Source organism: Microbacterium sp. Y355 (assembly GCF_059445345.1).
The window spans coordinates 1766567-1781744 of the sequence record NZ_JCAIUD010000001.1; the positions used below are offsets into that span (position 1 = coordinate 1766567).

Annotated in this window: 21 protein-coding genes; 5 read left to right on the forward strand and 16 right to left on the reverse strand. The window is 64.4% G+C overall.

The window, feature by feature from the left end:
• Window positions 1-108: 108 nt before the first annotated feature.
• The 9 genes from AC1C2O_RS08485 to AC1C2O_RS08525 form a co-directional block, all read right to left on the reverse strand.
• On the reverse strand, window positions 109-864 hold the full coding sequence (locus AC1C2O_RS08485) for an amino acid ABC transporter ATP-binding protein (protein WP_495429991.1): 756 nt from the start codon (window positions 862-864) through the stop codon (window positions 109-111).
• Entirely contained in the window at window positions 861-1646 is a 786-nt protein-coding gene (locus AC1C2O_RS08490; protein ID WP_495429992.1) for an amino acid ABC transporter permease, read from the reverse strand. Before AC1C2O_RS08490 ends, AC1C2O_RS08485 begins: the two co-directional genes overlap by 4 nt.
• Window positions 1647-1670: 24 nt before the next feature.
• Complete coding sequence (locus AC1C2O_RS08495) at window positions 1671-2495, reverse strand: transporter substrate-binding domain-containing protein (protein ID WP_495429993.1); 825 nt, start codon at window positions 2493-2495, stop codon at window positions 1671-1673.
• Window positions 2496-2632: 137 nt separating this feature from the next.
• A complete protein-coding gene (locus AC1C2O_RS08500) occupies window positions 2633-2935 on the reverse strand; it encodes a Dabb family protein (protein WP_495429994.1) in 303 nt (100 codons plus the stop codon).
• Window positions 2932-3189 (reverse strand): glutaredoxin family protein, encoded by a 258-nt coding sequence (locus tag AC1C2O_RS08505; protein ID WP_495429995.1) that lies wholly within the window; start codon window positions 3187-3189, stop codon window positions 2932-2934. Before AC1C2O_RS08505 ends, AC1C2O_RS08500 begins: the two co-directional genes overlap by 4 nt.
• Entirely contained in the window at window positions 3186-3488 is a 303-nt protein-coding gene (locus AC1C2O_RS08510) for a rhodanese-like domain-containing protein (RefSeq protein ID WP_495429996.1), read from the reverse strand. The genes AC1C2O_RS08505 and AC1C2O_RS08510 overlap by 4 nt, the downstream gene beginning before the upstream one ends.
• Before the next feature lie 142 nt (window positions 3489-3630).
• Entirely contained in the window at window positions 3631-3729 is a 99-nt protein-coding gene (locus tag AC1C2O_RS08515) for a 30S ribosomal protein bS22 (RefSeq protein WP_003792170.1), read from the reverse strand.
• A 137-nt stretch (window positions 3730-3866) separates the two neighbouring features.
• Window positions 3867-4058: a helix-turn-helix domain-containing protein gene (locus tag AC1C2O_RS08520; RefSeq protein ID WP_495429997.1), complete on the reverse strand. Its 192-nt coding sequence runs from the start codon at window positions 4056-4058 to the stop codon at window positions 3867-3869.
• Between the two features lie 94 nt (window positions 4059-4152).
• Window positions 4153-5076, reverse strand: a complete 924-nt coding sequence (locus AC1C2O_RS08525; RefSeq protein WP_495429998.1) for a TetR/AcrR family transcriptional regulator — start codon at window positions 5074-5076, stop codon at window positions 4153-4155.
• 102 nt (window positions 5077-5178) lie between these two features.
• Between AC1C2O_RS08525 and AC1C2O_RS08530 the strand changes: the two genes are divergently transcribed.
• On the forward strand, window positions 5179-6081 hold the full coding sequence (locus tag AC1C2O_RS08530) for an ATP-binding cassette domain-containing protein (RefSeq protein ID WP_495429999.1): 903 nt from the start codon (window positions 5179-5181) through the stop codon (window positions 6079-6081).
• Window positions 6078-6893, forward strand: a complete 816-nt coding sequence (locus tag AC1C2O_RS08535; RefSeq protein ID WP_495430000.1) for an ABC transporter permease — start codon at window positions 6078-6080, stop codon at window positions 6891-6893. Before AC1C2O_RS08530 ends, AC1C2O_RS08535 begins: the two co-directional genes overlap by 4 nt.
• Window positions 6894-6929: 36 nt before the next feature.
• Here AC1C2O_RS08535 and AC1C2O_RS08540 read toward each other — a convergent pair whose 3' ends face one another.
• Window positions 6930-7346, reverse strand: a complete 417-nt coding sequence (locus AC1C2O_RS08540) for an ArsR/SmtB family transcription factor (RefSeq protein ID WP_495430001.1) — start codon at window positions 7344-7346, stop codon at window positions 6930-6932.
• Window positions 7347-7443: 97 nt separating this feature from the next.
• On the opposite strand from AC1C2O_RS08540, the gene AC1C2O_RS08545 reads away from it, so the two are divergent.
• Both AC1C2O_RS08545 and AC1C2O_RS08550 read left to right on the forward strand, forming a co-directional pair.
• Window positions 7444-8874, forward strand: coding sequence for a TrkH family potassium uptake protein (locus AC1C2O_RS08545; protein ID WP_495430002.1), 1431 nt, complete (start codon window positions 7444-7446; stop codon window positions 8872-8874).
• Window positions 8867-9538: a potassium channel family protein gene (locus tag AC1C2O_RS08550; RefSeq protein ID WP_495430003.1), complete on the forward strand. Its 672-nt coding sequence runs from the start codon at window positions 8867-8869 to the stop codon at window positions 9536-9538. Before AC1C2O_RS08545 ends, AC1C2O_RS08550 begins: the two co-directional genes overlap by 8 nt.
• Before the next feature lie 10 nt (window positions 9539-9548).
• On the opposite strand, the gene proC is transcribed toward AC1C2O_RS08550, so the two are convergent.
• A complete protein-coding gene (proC, locus tag AC1C2O_RS08555; RefSeq protein ID WP_495430004.1) occupies window positions 9549-10388 on the reverse strand; it encodes a pyrroline-5-carboxylate reductase in 840 nt (279 codons plus the stop codon).
• A 78-nt stretch (window positions 10389-10466) separates the two neighbouring features.
• Here proC and AC1C2O_RS08560 point away from each other — a divergent pair, with 78 nt between their 5' ends.
• The gene (locus AC1C2O_RS08560; protein ID WP_495430005.1) at window positions 10467-11438 is read left to right on the forward strand and encodes a cation diffusion facilitator family transporter; all 972 of its coding nucleotides are present in this window, start codon (window positions 10467-10469) and stop codon (window positions 11436-11438) included.
• A 22-nt stretch (window positions 11439-11460) separates the two neighbouring features.
• On the opposite strand, the gene tadA is transcribed toward AC1C2O_RS08560, so the two are convergent.
• Genes tadA through phnL form a run of 5 tightly spaced genes read right to left on the reverse strand, consistent with a single transcriptional unit; the run spans window position 11461 to window position 15162 of the window.
• Window positions 11461-11916, reverse strand: a complete 456-nt coding sequence (tadA, locus tag AC1C2O_RS08565; RefSeq protein ID WP_495430006.1) for a tRNA adenosine(34) deaminase TadA — start codon at window positions 11914-11916, stop codon at window positions 11461-11463.
• Window positions 11917-11925: 9 nt separating this feature from the next.
• Complete coding sequence (locus AC1C2O_RS08570; protein WP_495430007.1) at window positions 11926-12549, reverse strand: ribose 1,5-bisphosphate phosphokinase PhnN; 624 nt, start codon at window positions 12547-12549, stop codon at window positions 11926-11928.
• Entirely contained in the window at window positions 12546-13715 is a 1170-nt protein-coding gene (locus AC1C2O_RS08575; RefSeq protein ID WP_495430008.1) for an alpha-D-ribose 1-methylphosphonate 5-triphosphate diphosphatase, read from the reverse strand. Before AC1C2O_RS08575 ends, AC1C2O_RS08570 begins: the two co-directional genes overlap by 4 nt.
• Window positions 13715-14440: a DUF1045 domain-containing protein gene (locus AC1C2O_RS08580; protein WP_495430009.1), complete on the reverse strand. Its 726-nt coding sequence runs from the start codon at window positions 14438-14440 to the stop codon at window positions 13715-13717. Before AC1C2O_RS08580 ends, AC1C2O_RS08575 begins: the two co-directional genes overlap by 1 nt.
• Window positions 14437-15162, reverse strand: a complete 726-nt coding sequence (phnL, locus tag AC1C2O_RS08585) for a phosphonate C-P lyase system protein PhnL (protein WP_495430010.1) — start codon at window positions 15160-15162, stop codon at window positions 14437-14439. The genes AC1C2O_RS08580 and phnL overlap by 4 nt, the downstream gene beginning before the upstream one ends.
• Between the last annotated feature and the right edge of the window lie 16 nt (window positions 15163-15178).

Genomic DNA, 15178 nt, shown 5'->3' on the forward strand with positions numbered 1-15178 from the left:
GAAGTCGAAGACTGACACCGGCGCCCCCTGTTCCCATCGAGGCCTCCCGTTGCAGACGTCTCCGACTGGGGGCCTCGACGGTACCAGGGGGCGCTGGCGCGCGGGACGCTAGAGCACGCGCGACAGAAAGTCTTGGGTACGTGGATGCTGGGGATTCGCGAGCACCTCGCGCGGGTCGCCCTCTTCTACGATCGCTCCGCCATCCATGAAGATCAGGCGTGAACCCACTTCACGGGCAAAGCCCATCTCGTGTGTGACGACGAGCATCGTCATGCCCTCGTCCGCCAACGAGCGCATCACCTGCAGCACCTCGCCGACGAGCTCAGGATCAAGCGCTGAGGTCGGCTCGTCGAACAGCATCATGTCGGGGTTCATGCACAGCGCCCGTGCGATAGCCACGCGCTGCTGCTGACCGCCGGAAAGATGTCCCGGATACTCATCGGCCTTCTCGGCGAGACCGACGCGATCAAGCATCTCGTGAGCGACCTTTTCGGCATCCGCCTTGGAACGCTTGAGCACGCGGCGCTGCGCGAGTGTGAGGTTGCCCAGCACATTCAGGTGCGGAAACAGATTGAAGCTCTGGAACACCATCCCGATGCGGGTGCGCACGCGGTCGATGTCGATATCAGGATCGATGACGTCGATACCCTCGATGAGAATCTTGCCGGCGGTGGGTTCCTCCAACAGGTTCACCGATCGCAACAGCGTCGACTTGCCCGATCCGGAGGGCCCGATCACACAGACCACCTCGCCGGGGGTCACCGTGAGGTCGATACCTTTTAGCACCTCGTTGTCGCCGAAGCTCTTTCGCAGCCCGCGGACCTCGATGGCCGGGGCGTTGATGTCGATCATGTCGGTGCTCATCGCTGCTTCGCCATCTTTCGTTCCAGCCACGCAACCGCCCGTGTGAGCGGAATCGTCACCACCAGGTAGAGCAGCGCCGCCATGATCAGCGGCGTCGAGTTCGCGTCCATCGACTGCGCGTCACGGGCGAAGGTGGTGAGCTCCTTCGTCGCGATCGTTGATCCGACGACAAACAGGAGTGATGTGTCCTTCAGCAGCAACACGAACTCGTTGGTCATCGGCGGAATGATGATGCGGAATCCCTGCGGGAGCACGATCCAGAACATGGTCTTCATCGGCGACATCCCGAGAGACCGAGCGGCCTCGGTCTGCCCCTTTGGCACTGCCTGGATCCCCGATCGCACGACTTCTGCGATGTAGGCGGATGACACCATGATGAGGCCGAGAAGGCCCGAGACGATGGCCCCGCCAGGCATCTTGAACCCCAGCCCGATCGGAAGACCGTAGGCGATAATGAACAGGGTCAGGATGGCTGGCATGCCCCGGAACAGCTCGATCCACGCGGTGGCGAACCATCGGTACGGCCCGACGCTGGACAGCTTCATGATCGCGAACAGAACCCCGAGAATCGCCCCACCCACGAACGCGATCAGCGTGAACAGCACCGTGTTTCGCAGCGCGATCACGATGATGTTGGGGAACTGCTTGATCGCCACTTCGACGTTGAAGAAGACCGTCGTGATCTTCACCCAGTCGGTGGCGATCGCCACCCACACGACAATGGCGATGAAGATCGCATACATCGTGACCCGGTATAGCTTCTTCCGGGTTGTACGTCTCATCGCCATCGCCCGCAACCGCCCCTACTACTTCGCCGAGAAGTAGGAGTCGTAGATCGTCTGGTAGGTCCCGTCATCGCGCAGCTCCTGCAGCGCCGTGTTGACCGCTTCGATCAGCGTGCCGCGCTCGCCCTTCGCGAAGGCCCAACCATAGGCCTCATCCGTGTCGTACTCCTCGACGATCGTGTACGTCGAATCGGCCTTCTCGTGCTCGATGTTCACCGGCTGGTCCTGCAGGATCGCGTCGATGTTTCCTGCCTGCAATGCCGGCCACAGCTCACCGTCCGACGGGTACGAGACAACCTCGGCACCAGTGGCGTTCTCGTTCGTGTATGCCTCGCCGGTGGTGCCCTGCTGGACACCGACGGTCTTGCCGTCCAGATCTTCGATCGACTCGATGCCGGAATCGGCGCGCACCAGCAACGACTGCAGCGAGTCGTAGTACGAGTCGGCGAAGTCGATGTTCGCCTTGCGCTCGTCAGTGATGGTCATCGCCGATGCGCCGACATCGCACTGGCCTGCGGCAAGGGTTGTACCCGACTGCAGCGCGTCGAAACCGACGTCCTGCACCGCGAGCGTCAGATCGAGCTTCTCCGCGACGGCACCGAGCAGATCGATGTCGAAGCCCGAGTAGCCGGTCTCCGTGCTGGGATCCTCGAACTCAAAGGGAGCGTACGGAATGTCGGAGCAGACCGTGAGAACGCCAGCTTCGATGAGGCCGTAGTCGTCTCCGCCGGTTGTGGGCGTGGCGCCCTCTCCGCCCGCATCGCTTCCACCAGCGCAGCCGGCAAGAGTTAGCGTGGCGGTCGCTACGAGAGCAAGACCAAAGATGAGATTACGGCGACGGGGCATGACCGCTCCAAGGTGACGGGGCGGCTAAGCCCACGGACGGGTATGCAGATCATCCTGACACGGGGCGACACATACTCACCCACTCATAGGGTTACGTTTGCGTTTCACTCATGCGAGCCCTGCCGGATGCCGCGGCTTCAGACCTCGAAGTCGACAGCCACGCGCGAGGCGACGACCGAGCGAATGTACACCGCGGCATCCTCATGAGCCGGGTGCACCACATACTGCTCGAGCGTCTCGACCGAGGCGAAGTCGGCGACCAGCGTGACGTCCCAGTTCGCATCCGGGTACACCACGTTCGCACCCGCCGAGATTGAGAGCAACTGGGGCACGACGCCGTCCAGCGCGTTCAGACGCCGAGCGACCTCGGCAGCCTGCTCGCCGCGCTCCGCAGCATCCTCGCTCTTGAGCTTCCAGGTGACCACGTGGCGAATCGTCATTTCTGCTCCAGTCTCTGGCGCAGCCGGTCGGGGGAAACCCGCCAGTGCGCGTGCAGTTCCTCGTCGATGAGCACGACAGGAATCTTCTCCCACCAAAGTTCATACAGGGCAGGATCGTCTTCGATCGACCGTTCGACGATCTCGATGTCGTCGCCGATCTCATCAGGCAGCTCAGCCACCACGGTCTCCACGATCTCCAGCGCCGTGGGGCACAGGTGACAGCCCGGCTTGCCGATGATCGTGATCGTCGTCACGCGGCAGGAACCTCGACCGGGTGACCGGCGGCGATCCATTCACCGGTGCCGCCTTCGACGTTGGTCGCGTCATAGCCGCGTGGCTCAAGCGCCTGAACGACACGTGCGGAGCGCCCGCCGGCCTGGCAGATGACGTCGAAGGCCTCGGCCGGAAGCTCTTCGAGTCGGTCTGCGATCTCAGACATCGGAATGTTCACCGCACCGGGAACATGCCCTGCCGCGAACTCGTCCTTCTCGCGCACATCAATGAGCGGGGTGTTCTCGCGCGCGGCGAGGTCTGCGATGTTGATCGACTTCATGACATCCTCACGGTCGTGTCTCTGAGATAAAACGGCGGCTGATTTTAACGGCGACACAGATTTTAAATGGCGATACAGACACGAAGCGCCCCTTCGACAAGCTCTGTGAGCAGGCCGGGGGCGCTTGTGTCTTTTGCCGCGCTTACTTCTTGTTGCGGCGCTGGTGGCGAGTCTTACGAAGCAGCTTGCGATGCTTCTTCTTCGCCATGCGCTTGCGGCGCTTCTTGATGACAGAACCCACGGAAACCTCACTAAGTCAAGGGGCTGGGCGTCGCAGTATGTCGGACACCCGGGTACGGGCACGGAAAATGCCTCGGATCATTCTATCAAACCACGGCCGGTGCAAAGTGCACGACCATGGCGAACGAGCCGAGACGGTCAGCCGACCTCTGAGATCGGCCGTTGGAGGACGTCGGCAACTGCCGACTCTGGCACGCGGTAACTGCGTCCGAAACGAATCGCCGGCAGCTCACCGGAGTGCACCAGTCGATAGACGGTCATTTTCGACACACGCATGATCTCTGCGACCTCTGCGACCGTCAGGAATCGAACATCTGGAACTTCGGGCATCCCCATTACCCCTTTCTCTGAAGCACACTCTAGAGGGAAGGTGGGACGCGTGTAAACCTGCGGGGCGATTGTGGCCTGTGTGAATAGGGCACGGTCAGCGCCCCCGCGCGAGGCGCTCGCGTGCATCCTTCAGCACTTGCCGCTCGATCTTGCGGGCGTCACGCAGAGCCTTCTCTGCCACTCGCACGGCTTTTCGCGCCTCGCGAACCTTCTTATCCACGGCGAGTTCAGGAGGCTCGATCTCGACCCACTGATCAGTGATCACGCGCTGATCCCCGCGGTCAAGGCCTGCGATGTACGCCTCGATGCCGTCGAAGCTACGCTCGATGCCGAAGCGGAACGGATCATCTTCCGCCAGAAAGACACCTGCATCGATCGCCCTTCGCAGCGCGGGGTATTCATCGGCAGTGATGACACGATCGAACATCTCTGCCTCGTACACCGCGATCTGCTCGGACGACATCCCCGTCGAGCGTTCCTGCTGCGTGTACCCGGCAAGCACGATGCCGTACCAGCGGGCAGCTCCCGTCACCGTGAGCACGACCGCGAGACGCTCGATGTCGGTGAGGGGCGTGCCTTCGAGGCTCGCCAGCCCTGCATCCATCCACGCAGAGCTGTTCGGTGTGATCGGCGACCCTGTGATCGGAAGCGACAGCATCCAGGGATGGGCGAGATAGTGCAACACCTGCGCCTCGAACAACGCGCGCAGCTTCGCGCGCCATCCCTCCTGCTCACGATGCTCCTCCGGCGGCAGCCCGGTCGCTTCCTCCTGCATGAGCAGCAGCAGATCGTCCTTCGCTGTGACGTAGCGATACAACGACATCGGGGTGAACCCGAGCGACGCAGCGACAGCAGCCATCGACACCGCGCCAAGCCCTTCCGCATCGGCCAGTTCGACAGCTGCGGCGACGATCTTCTCGACGCTCATCTCACGCTTCGGCCCGCGCTGCGGATTGGCAGCCACTCCCCAGGCGAGGGCGATCCCTCTCGGGAGCTCTGGCAGTTCGATGTCACTCATGTCGCCAATCCTAGTTCTGTTTATTTAGTAAACAGTGTGTTACGGTCATACACAGTTGTTAATGCCATACACAGTTTGCGTCCTACACAGAAAGATCTGCTCATGACCACACCAGCCATTGATGTCCGAGGGCTCCGCAAGAGCTTCGGCGCTCAGACCGTTCTCGACGGCCTCGATCTCACCGTCGCGCGCGGCGAGGTGTTCGCTCTGCTCGGCCCGAACGGCGCGGGCAAGACCACCGCCATCAATATCCTCACGACGCTCGTCAAGGCGGATGCCGGCACCGCGAGCGTCGGCGGATTCGACGTGGCATCCGAGCCCACGCAGGTGCAACGACGAATCAGTCTCACCGGCCAGTCCGCCGCGGTGGACGACGTGCTCACTGCCTTTGAGAACGTCGTGATGTTCGGTCGTCTGTGCGGTCTAGGACGCACGGCCGCCCACCGACGCGCGACGGAGTTGCTCACTCATTTCGCCCTCCTGGATGCCGCGGCCCGCAAAGTCAGCACCTTCTCCGGAGGCATGCGCCGCAGGCTCGACCTGGCGCTGAGCTTCGTCGTGACGCCGGAGGTGCTGTTCCTCGACGAACCGACCACCGGCCTCGACACTCGCAGCCGTCGCGACCTCTGGGACATCATTCGCTCCCTCGCCGCGGCCGGAACCACGGTGTTCATCACCACGCAGTATCTCGAGGAGGCCGACCAGCTCGCCGACCGTATCGCGGTGCTGCACGAGGGACGCATCGCCGCGCTCGGCACCGCTGCAGCGTTGAAAGCTCGCATCGGCGGCGACACCGTCGAACTCCACGACGAGCATGGCGAACTGCTCCGAGAGATCGCCACTGACGGCACCGTCTCCGATCTGCGGCGAGCGCTCGATCTACTCGACCAGCAGGGCACAGACGGGGTCGTGACGCTGCGCCGCCCGACGCTGGACGACGTGTTTCTCGCCGTCACGAGCGCCGCTAAGTCCACCGACAGGACCCCTGTGAAGGAGATCGCATGACCACCGCACTCGCCGCTACCGCGGCATCCGCTCCCCCGTCCGTCCGCCCACCATTGCGAGGTATCTCCGCGGAGCGTGTCTTCGTGGGCAGGAGCCTTCGGCACTCATTGCGCGACGGCGAATCTCTACTGATGGGGATCATGCTGCCGGTGATGCTCATGCTGATGTTCACCTGGATCTTCGGCGGGGCCATCGATTCCTCAGGCGACTATGTCGACTATGTCGTGCCGGGCATCATCATCCTGTGCGCAGGATTCGGTGCCTCCTCGACGGCAGTCTCCGTCGCGAACGATATGCGCACCGGCATCATCGACCGATTCCGTACGATGCCGCTGCGCGCAGGGGCCGTCCTCACCGGACACGTGGTGGCCAGCCTGGTGCGCAACCTCGTCGCCACCGCAATCGTGATCGGGGTTGGCGCGCTTGTCGGGTTCCGCCCGAATGCGAATCTCGCCGAATGGATCGCCGCCGCGGCGCTCATCGCGCTGTACATCCTGGCGATCACCTACCTGTTCGCCGCGATCGGGCTTGCGGCAGGTTCGCCGGAGGGTGCGAACGGCTACGGCTTCGTGCTGCTGTTCCTGCCGTATCTGTCCAGCGCCTTCGTGCCGGTCGCGAGCATGCCGCAGTGGCTGCAGCCGATCGCGGCGAACCAGCCGATCACTCCAATTGTCGAGACGATCCGCGGGCTCCTGATGGGCACACCACTGAATGCCGAACCGTGGTGGGCGATCGCGTGGTGCGTCGGCATCCTTGCGGTCGCCGTGGTGTGGGGCGCGCGGCTGTTCCGCCGGAAGGCCGGTCAGCGCTGAAACAGCGCGGTATTCGGGACCTGGGCTGCGTGCGGCTCAGGTCCCGAGGCGCTTGAGCGCCGTGGTGACGACATGCTTTGCGGATGCCGCGGCGCGGCCGAAGACCTCGGCGGCGTGCGCGGCACCATCGGGAAGCGGGACGAGAGAGAAATCGATGTCTGGTGCGTCGTCGCCGAAGGCGTCGACGAGGAAGGGCACGAGCCAATCGTCAACGACCTCGAGCGGCCCAACATCGATGCTGTAGAAGCGACGCTGCCCGTCTTCGCGCACGCTCACCAGCTCTGCTTCGCGCAGAACCTTAAGGTGCTTCGACACCGTCGGCTGGCTGATTCCGAGTTCGCTGACGATGTGCGAGACGCTGATGCCGGCGTCTTCCTCAGATGACCGGCGCAGGAGGAGCTGAAGAATATCGCGCCTGGTGCCGTCTGCGATCACGTCGAAGATGTCGGTCATGAGATCAGGTTAGTCGCCCCGGTCGCGGAGTACCATGTCGATGACTTGTCGAACGATCCTCGACGGGTATCTCAGAAGAAGCTCAGGGAGGGTCTCGATGTCCAGCATTGGACTGTCGTCGTCGTCGCGCACGCGTGCGGGCGATCTCTGGCACTTCATTCGCCGGCTCATCACCTCGTCACCGTCACGCTTTGCGATCGCCATCTTCGTCGCTCTGATCTTGCTTTTCACCGGCCTTTTCTCACTGCCGTTGGCCTCAGCGTCCGGCACGATCACGCCGATCAGCGATGCGCTGTTCACTGCCGTGTCGACGATTTGCGTCACCGGCCTCGCCACCGTCGACATGGCAACACACTGGTCGCCGTTCGGACATGTGCTGATCTTCCTCGGGGTGAATATCGGCGGCATGGGCGTGTTGACCCTGGCATCACTGCTGGGCCTTGTGATCTCGAAGAGGCTCGGGCTGCGCGCCAAGCTGATGGCGGCCGGAGACACCAACCCGCTGCGCGCTCATGGTGGCGTCGTCAACGAGGGTCAGACGGTGAGGCTCGGTGAGGTCGGGCAGTTGTTGACGACCGTCGCGATGTCGCTGCTGGTGATTGAGCTCATTGTGGCGGCGCTGCTCTACCCCGGCCTGCTGATGGCAGGCATTCCGCCGCTCGCCGCCCTCTGGGAAGCTCCGTACTACGCGGCGATGTCGTTCACCAACACCGGTTTCGCGCCGAACGCCACCGGCGTTGCCGAGTTCGCCGATGACTACTTCGTTCTCACCGTGCTCATGGTGAGCGTCTTCCTCGGCAGTATCGGCTTCCCGGTGATCTACACGCTCGCCAAGCACCACTGGCACGTGAAACGCTGGTCGCTGCACTCCAAGCTCACGCTGATCACGACGGTGATCCTGTTCATCGCCGGAGCCGCAGTCTTCCTCATTCTCGAGTACGACAACCCACTCACATTCGGTTCGATGGACGCTGGAGACACCACGTTCCAGGCGTTCTTCCTCTCTGCGATGACCCGATCCGGAGGGTTCAGCGTGATCGAGATCGCTGATCTGAACGGCTCCTCCACGCTCGTCATGTCGATGCTCATGTTCGTCGGCGGCGGCTCGGCATCGACAGCGGGTGGTATCAAGGTCACCACTCTCGCCGTCCTTGCCATCGCCGTGTGGTCCGAGGCACGCGGACGTCAGTCCGTGGAGGCGTTCGGTCGCCGCATCCCAAGCGACGTGCAGCGCGTCGCGCTCAGCGTTGTGGCGTGGGGCGCGACGATTGTCGCGCTGTCGACCATCATCATCACGCAGCTCACGAAGGCCCCGCTCGAACATGTACTCTTCGACGTGATTTCCGCGTTCGGTACCGTCGGGCTCTCGACGGGCCTGACCGCGGAACTGCCTGATTCTGCCACCTACGTCATGGCCGTCACCATCTTCATGGGGCGCATTGGTACAGTGACTCTCGCCGCGGCAGTCGCCGCGACATCGCGTTCGCAGCTCTACTCGCTGCCCGTGGAAAGGCCGATCGTTGGTTGAAGCGCTCCGGGGAGATGCTCCCGTGCTTGTGATCGGACTCGGTCGATTCGGCGCTGCGTGCGCGGGAGAGCTCGACCGTCTCGATCGCGAGGTGCTCGCGATGGACGAGAGTCTCGAGCTCGTCCAGAAGTGGTCAGATCGAGTCACGCACACCGTGCAAGGCGATGCCCGCAACATCGATGCCCTCAAGCAGATCGGCGCGCAGGATTTTCAGGTCGCTGTCGTTGCGGTCGGCTCGCTCATCGAGGCATCCGTGCTCATTACAGCGAATCTCGTCGACCTGAAGGTCCCGCAGATCTGGGCCAAGGCTGTTTCTCAGTCGCACGGCAAGATCCTCGCTCGCGTGGGCGCAAACCACGTCATCTACCCCGAGCGCGAGGCCGGCGAACGCGTCGCGCACCTCGTCAGCGGCCGGATGCTGGACTTCATCCGTTTCGACGACGACTTCGTGCTGGCGAAGATGTACCCGCCTAAGTTCATTCGCGGCGTCGGGCTGAACGAGTCGGGCGTGCGTTCGAAGTACAAGGTCACGGTCGTGGGTGTGAAGAGCCCCGGCAAGCCATTCCGCTATGCCGAGGCCGACACCGTCGTCACGAACCATGACTTGATCATCGTCTCGGGCACCAACAGCGATATCGAGCGATTCGCCAGCCTCGACAGGTAACCGCCCGCGATCAGTTCCCCGCGGCCATCTCTCTCGCGCGCGCCAGCGCAGCGTCCGTCGCCTCGGCGAAGACCTGATCGAGATGGGCGTCCTGCAGCACCGCGATCGCCCGCTCCGTGGTGCCCTTCGGGCTCGTCACTCGGCGACGCAGCTCGGCGGGGTTCTCTCCGGACGCCGCAAGCAGAGCGGCCGCGCCGATGAAGGTCTGCTCTGCCATCAGACGAGCATCCGCCTCGCTGAAGCCCTTGCCGATCGCCGCCTTCGTAAGCTCCTCGATGAGCAGGAACACGTAGGCAGGACCCGAGCCGGAGATGGTGGACAGCGCATCGATCTTGTCTTCTGGTACGTCGACCACGGCCCCGACCAGTTCGAACAAGCGGCGAACGACCGCGAGATCCTCAGCCGATGCCGCAGCCCCGGCGGCAAGCCCCGTGACACCCTTGCCTACGGTGGACGGGGTGTTCGGCATCGAACGAATGACACTGACATCAGCGCCGAGGTGCTCGGCGAACGTCGCCAGAGTGACGCCGGCGGCAAGGCTCACGACGATCGCATCGTCTCGCACAGCAGGCGCGATCTCGCGCAGCAGGTCGGGGACCATCGCCGGCTTCACTCCGACAAGAATGATGCGGGCAGCAGCCGCAGCAGCCGTATTTCCGGTCGGCTGCTCGTCTAGCGCAATCGCCGTCACGCCCTCGAGGCCTGCGAGACTCGCGGCCTTCGCGGCCGTGCGATTGGTCGCGATGATGCCACCGTCGACCTCGAGCCCAGAGGCGACGACGCCGTGCAGAATGGCTCCACCCATGGATCCGGCACCAAGGAACGCGAGAGAAGGAAGCGATTCAGCCATGCGGCCATCCTATTCGCGGCATCCGACGACGCCGAAGGTGCTCCTACACTTCCCCACGTGCGGAACTAGAATCGCGGCATGAGTGCATCCGGTGGTGGCAAGGCGATCCTCGCGGCGTTCCTGGCGAACTTGGGCATCGCAATTGCGAAGTTCGTGGCGTGGGCGCTCTCCGGTTCTGCCTCGATGCTTGCAGAGGCGATCCACTCGGTCGCCGACTCCGGCAACCAGCTGCTGCTCATGCTCGGCGGACGCAAAGCCAAGCGCTCCGCAGACCGCGATCATCCGTTCGGGTACGGGCGCGAGCGCTATGTGTACGCCTTCGTGGTGTCGATCATCCTGTTCTCGGTCGGTGGGCTGTTCGCGATCTACGAGGGCATCGACAAGCTCACGCACCCGCACGCGCTTGATCCGGTGTGGTGGTGGCTGCCGCTCGTCGTGCTCGTCATCGCGATCGGGCTGGAGTCGTTCTCACTACGCACCGCGGTGAAAGAGAGCAACCTGGTGCGCGAGCGCGGGCAGTCCTGGGTGTCGTTCGTGCGACGCTCGAAGGCCCCAGAGCTGCCCATCGTGCTGCTGGAAGATGTCGGCGCTCTCACGGGTCTGACCTTCGCGCTCCTCGGTGTCGGGCTCACCGTCATCACCGGCAACAGCGTGTTTGACGCCCTCGGTACGCTCGCCATCGGTGTGCTGCTCGTGCTGATCGCGCTGGTTCTCGGCATCGAGACAAAGAGCCTCCTGGTCGGCGAGGGCGCGAACCAGGCCGATCTCGACCTGATCATGGATGCCATCGTCGGATGCCCCGACGTGGAAAAGATCATCCACCTCAAGACGCTGTACCTCGGTCCGGATGAACTCCTGGTGGCTGCGAAGATCGCGCTGACCTCGGACAAGACTGTGCGCGAAGCCGCAGACGACATCAATCACATCGAGAAGCAGATTCGGGATGCCGTTCCCGTCGCCCGTGCGATCTACATCGAGCCGGATATCTACCGTCCGGCAATCGATCCGGAGCCCCCGACCGATGCGTTCGTGCTGAAGTCTGCCGACTGACCCGCCTCAAGGCCTCGGACGGTCAGCGACGCTGTTCGAAGAAGTCGCGCAGGAGTGCGGTCGCGGACTCCTCTGCAACTCCCCCGATGACCTCGGCGCGGTACGGCAGCCGACGGTCGCGCAGCACGTCGTACATCGACCCCGCGGCTCCTGCCTTCTCATCCCAGGCACCGAACACCACCCGCCCGATTCGCGACTGCAGGATCGCCCCCGCGCACATCACACACGGCTCAAGGGTGACCACGAGCGTGTGACCTTCTAGATTCCATGACCCGATGGATGCCGCGGCCTGCCGCAGCGCGACGACCTCGGCGTGTCCGGTCGGGTCGTACGTCTCCTCGCGGATGTTGCGCCCCTCGGCGATGATGCGACCGGAGCCGTCGAGCACGACCGCGCCGACGGGCACTTCCCCCGCAGCTGCAGCTTCTGCGGCGAGCGCGAGAGCTCGCAGCATCCCGTCGTCATCCGCCTTGCCCATGCTCCGAGCTTATTGCCCCGCCGCCACGCCCTCGGTGTGATCGGCGAGGCGCGAAGACAGGGTGTTCAGGAAGTCGGCGAACGTGCGACCGGCGTCTTCGAGAGCGCAGTCGTTGACGATCTCAAGGTCGACAGGAAAATTCGGGGACGGATCGGCCCTGCTCATCCGCGCGTGGATGTCGGCATCCACCTCCCGACCGCGGTCGGCGATGCGCGCACGGCGCAGCTCCTCAGGCACGGAGATGCGGACCACGGCGGAACGTACGAAGCGCTCGGCAAGCCCCTGCAGTACCCCTCGTGTGACATTCACGACCACGACGTCGCCGCCTCGCACTGCGTCAAGGACCGCGGCGGGCACTCCGTACGAAAGCCCGTGTGCACGCCAGCTCAGCGCGAATCCGCCCTCGTCCTCGATCCTCGCGAAGTCGGCGACGCTTATGGGTACATGGTCTTCGCCTGGCCCTACCGGTCGCGTGATGAGCCGGCGAGGGAAGACGAATCCGGTGCATCCGTCGGTGGGGGCGGCGCCGTCGGTGCGCACTGCGTTTTCGGTGAGCAGTGCGCGGGCAGAGTCGATGACCGAGTCCTTGCCAGATCCGCTCGCGCCGACCACCGCAACGATTGCGCCGCTCATGCGACCCGCTCGCCCTCGCGCCAGACGCTCCGTACCACCGGCACTGCGGACCCAAGCGGATGCTGTTCGCTCGATGCTCCCTCGTAGGCATGCACGCGGATCAGGTCCGCTCGCAGGCCGGGCTCGATGACCCCGCGGTCGTCAAGGCCGACCGCACGAGCCGGGTTCGCGCTGAGGAGCCTCGAGGCCTGCGGCAGAGTCGCGTCGCCACGAGCGACCAGCACGAACGCGGCCTGGAGCGAACTCGCCGGCACGTAATCGCTCGAGAGAATGTCAAGCAGACCCGCTCGCACCAGGTCGACGGCCGCGACGTTTCCGGAGTGTGATCCCCCGCGCACGATGTTCGGCGCGCCGGACACCACGAGCTGGCCGGCAGCCCGCGCCGCCACCGCGGCATCGACTGTCGTGGGGAACTCCGAGATCCGCACGCCCAGCGCCGATGCTTCGTCCACATGCGCCTGCGTTGCGTCGTCGTGAGCTGCCATCGTGATGCCCCGTGCGGTGGCGCGTTCAGCCATCAACCGCCGGTGCGGGTCTGCGTACTGTGCCGACAGCCGATGCAACTCCTCGACGTGCGAGTCGAACTCTGAGTCGGCCAGCCGCCCTTTGCCGACCATGTAGGTGCGGAATGCCTCGACGTCCGCATACTGGCGCTGACCAGGAGTGTGGTCCATGAGCGAGACCATCCGCACGCGCTCGTGTGCTCCGACCTCGTCGAAGACCTCCACCACATCAGGTGTGGAGACCTCGCAGCGCAGGTGTACGAAGTGATCAGCCCGCAGCAGCCCCGACTCAGCCGCGTGGATGACCGCGTCGACGAGCAGCCGCGCGTTCGCCGCCATACGGTTGCCATCGGTCGGCCCAGTGCCGATGCGCAGAGCATCGAGCACGGTCGTCATCCCAGACGCTGCCATCTGCGCGTCGTGGGCGATCACCGCGGTGATCGGATCCCAGTAGCGCTTCGGTCGGGGCTGAAAATGCGTCTCGACCTGGTCTGTGTGCAGCTCCACGATGCCGGGCATGAGATAGTCGCCGGCCAGATCGATGCCGGGAAGAGTCGGGTCATCGGAGATCTCGGCGATAACTCCGCCTTCCACTCTCAGCGATCCGTGAATCACCTCGTCGCCGAGGACGATGTGGGCGTTGGTGAGAATCGTGGACGGCATCAGACGGTCTCCTGCGGGTCGGTGTCGAATTCAGGGGCGCGTTCGGAATCAGTGGCGCGTTCGGAATCATGAGCGCTGAGCGGGTGGACGGAGAGCAGTTCGAACGCAGCCCCGGGTTCGGGCTCGACGAACAGCGCGATCGAGCGGAGGACAACGTCCGTCGGCGCAGCGGCGAAGTGCTCGGCGAGGGCCTCGTCGATTTCGCTCTCTCGCTCGAGTCGGATGCGATCGGTGAGCGTCAGGTGAAAGCGGAACTCGTCGAGCACATAGGGGTAGCCCCACTGCTCGAAGAGCTCCCGCTGCCGCGGTGGCAGCTTCTCTGGCCGACGACGGCGGATGTCAGCGGCATCCGGTGCCGCACGAAACTCATCGAACGAGCGCACCGCCTCGTCGGCGAGTGACCGGATGCCGGTCTCGTCGCCGTGCAGGAGCAGTGCGCGGAACCCGCCCAAGCTGCGGGCCTGAAGCCCTGGCAGGACGACCGATGCGCGTGCGGACGCAAAGTCCTCGGCAGCGTCACGCAGTTCCGCCTCGGCCCGTCCCTCCGCCAGACGGAAGGGTGCTTTGAGCGTGCCGTGGAAGCCGTAGCGACGTGCATCCACCGTGAGGTCGCGGAACGATTCCTGCGTGTACCAGGCCTCGACTGCGCTTCTCAGGCGGACGGCCGCGGGGTCATCGCCCTCGCCGAGCACCCCTGGCACGGCGTACACCGCGTAGCGTGTCACGCGGCAACTCCCGCCATGGCTGCAGCAGGAGCGAACCGCTGCACGTCGACGGTCGCATCCGCCACGGCGTCCCGCACATCGGCGTCGTGGAAGATCGCAAGGATTCCGACGCCCCGCGCGAGGCTTTCGCGGACCAGACCGATGACGACCTCGCGGTTGCGGGCGTCGAGGGATGCGGTCGGCTCGTCGAGCAGGAGCAGCGAGCGCTCGAGGACGAAACCGCGCGCGATGTTCACGCGCTGGCGCTCACCGCCGGAAAAGGTCGCCGGCGGCAGCTGCCAGAGTCGCTCCGGGATTGTCAGGCGCGCGAGTAGCTCGCCTGCCCGCTCACGCGCGGTCTCGCGATCCACACCGCGCTCGACGAGCGGCTCGGCCACGACGTCGATCGCCGGCACACGCGGCACCGCTCGCAGGAACTGGCTCACATAGCCCATCGTGGAGCGCCTGGCGGCGAGTACCTGACGCGGCTGCGCCGTCGCCAGGTCGAGCTCTCCGCTGTCTTGGGCCAGCAGAATGCGTCCGGAGTCGACGCCGTAGCTGCCGTAGACCATCTTCATCACCGAGCTCTTACCTGATCCGGACTCCCCGCCGAGCACCACGCAGGTGCCGCGCGGCACGTCGAAGGTCAGTCCGCTCACCACCGGCAGCTGCTGCGCGCCCTGCAGGTGCAGGGTGAAGCTCTTCGAGACGTCCTGCACGCTGAGCACCGGATCGGAGGTCATGTCACTTTTCTGGTTC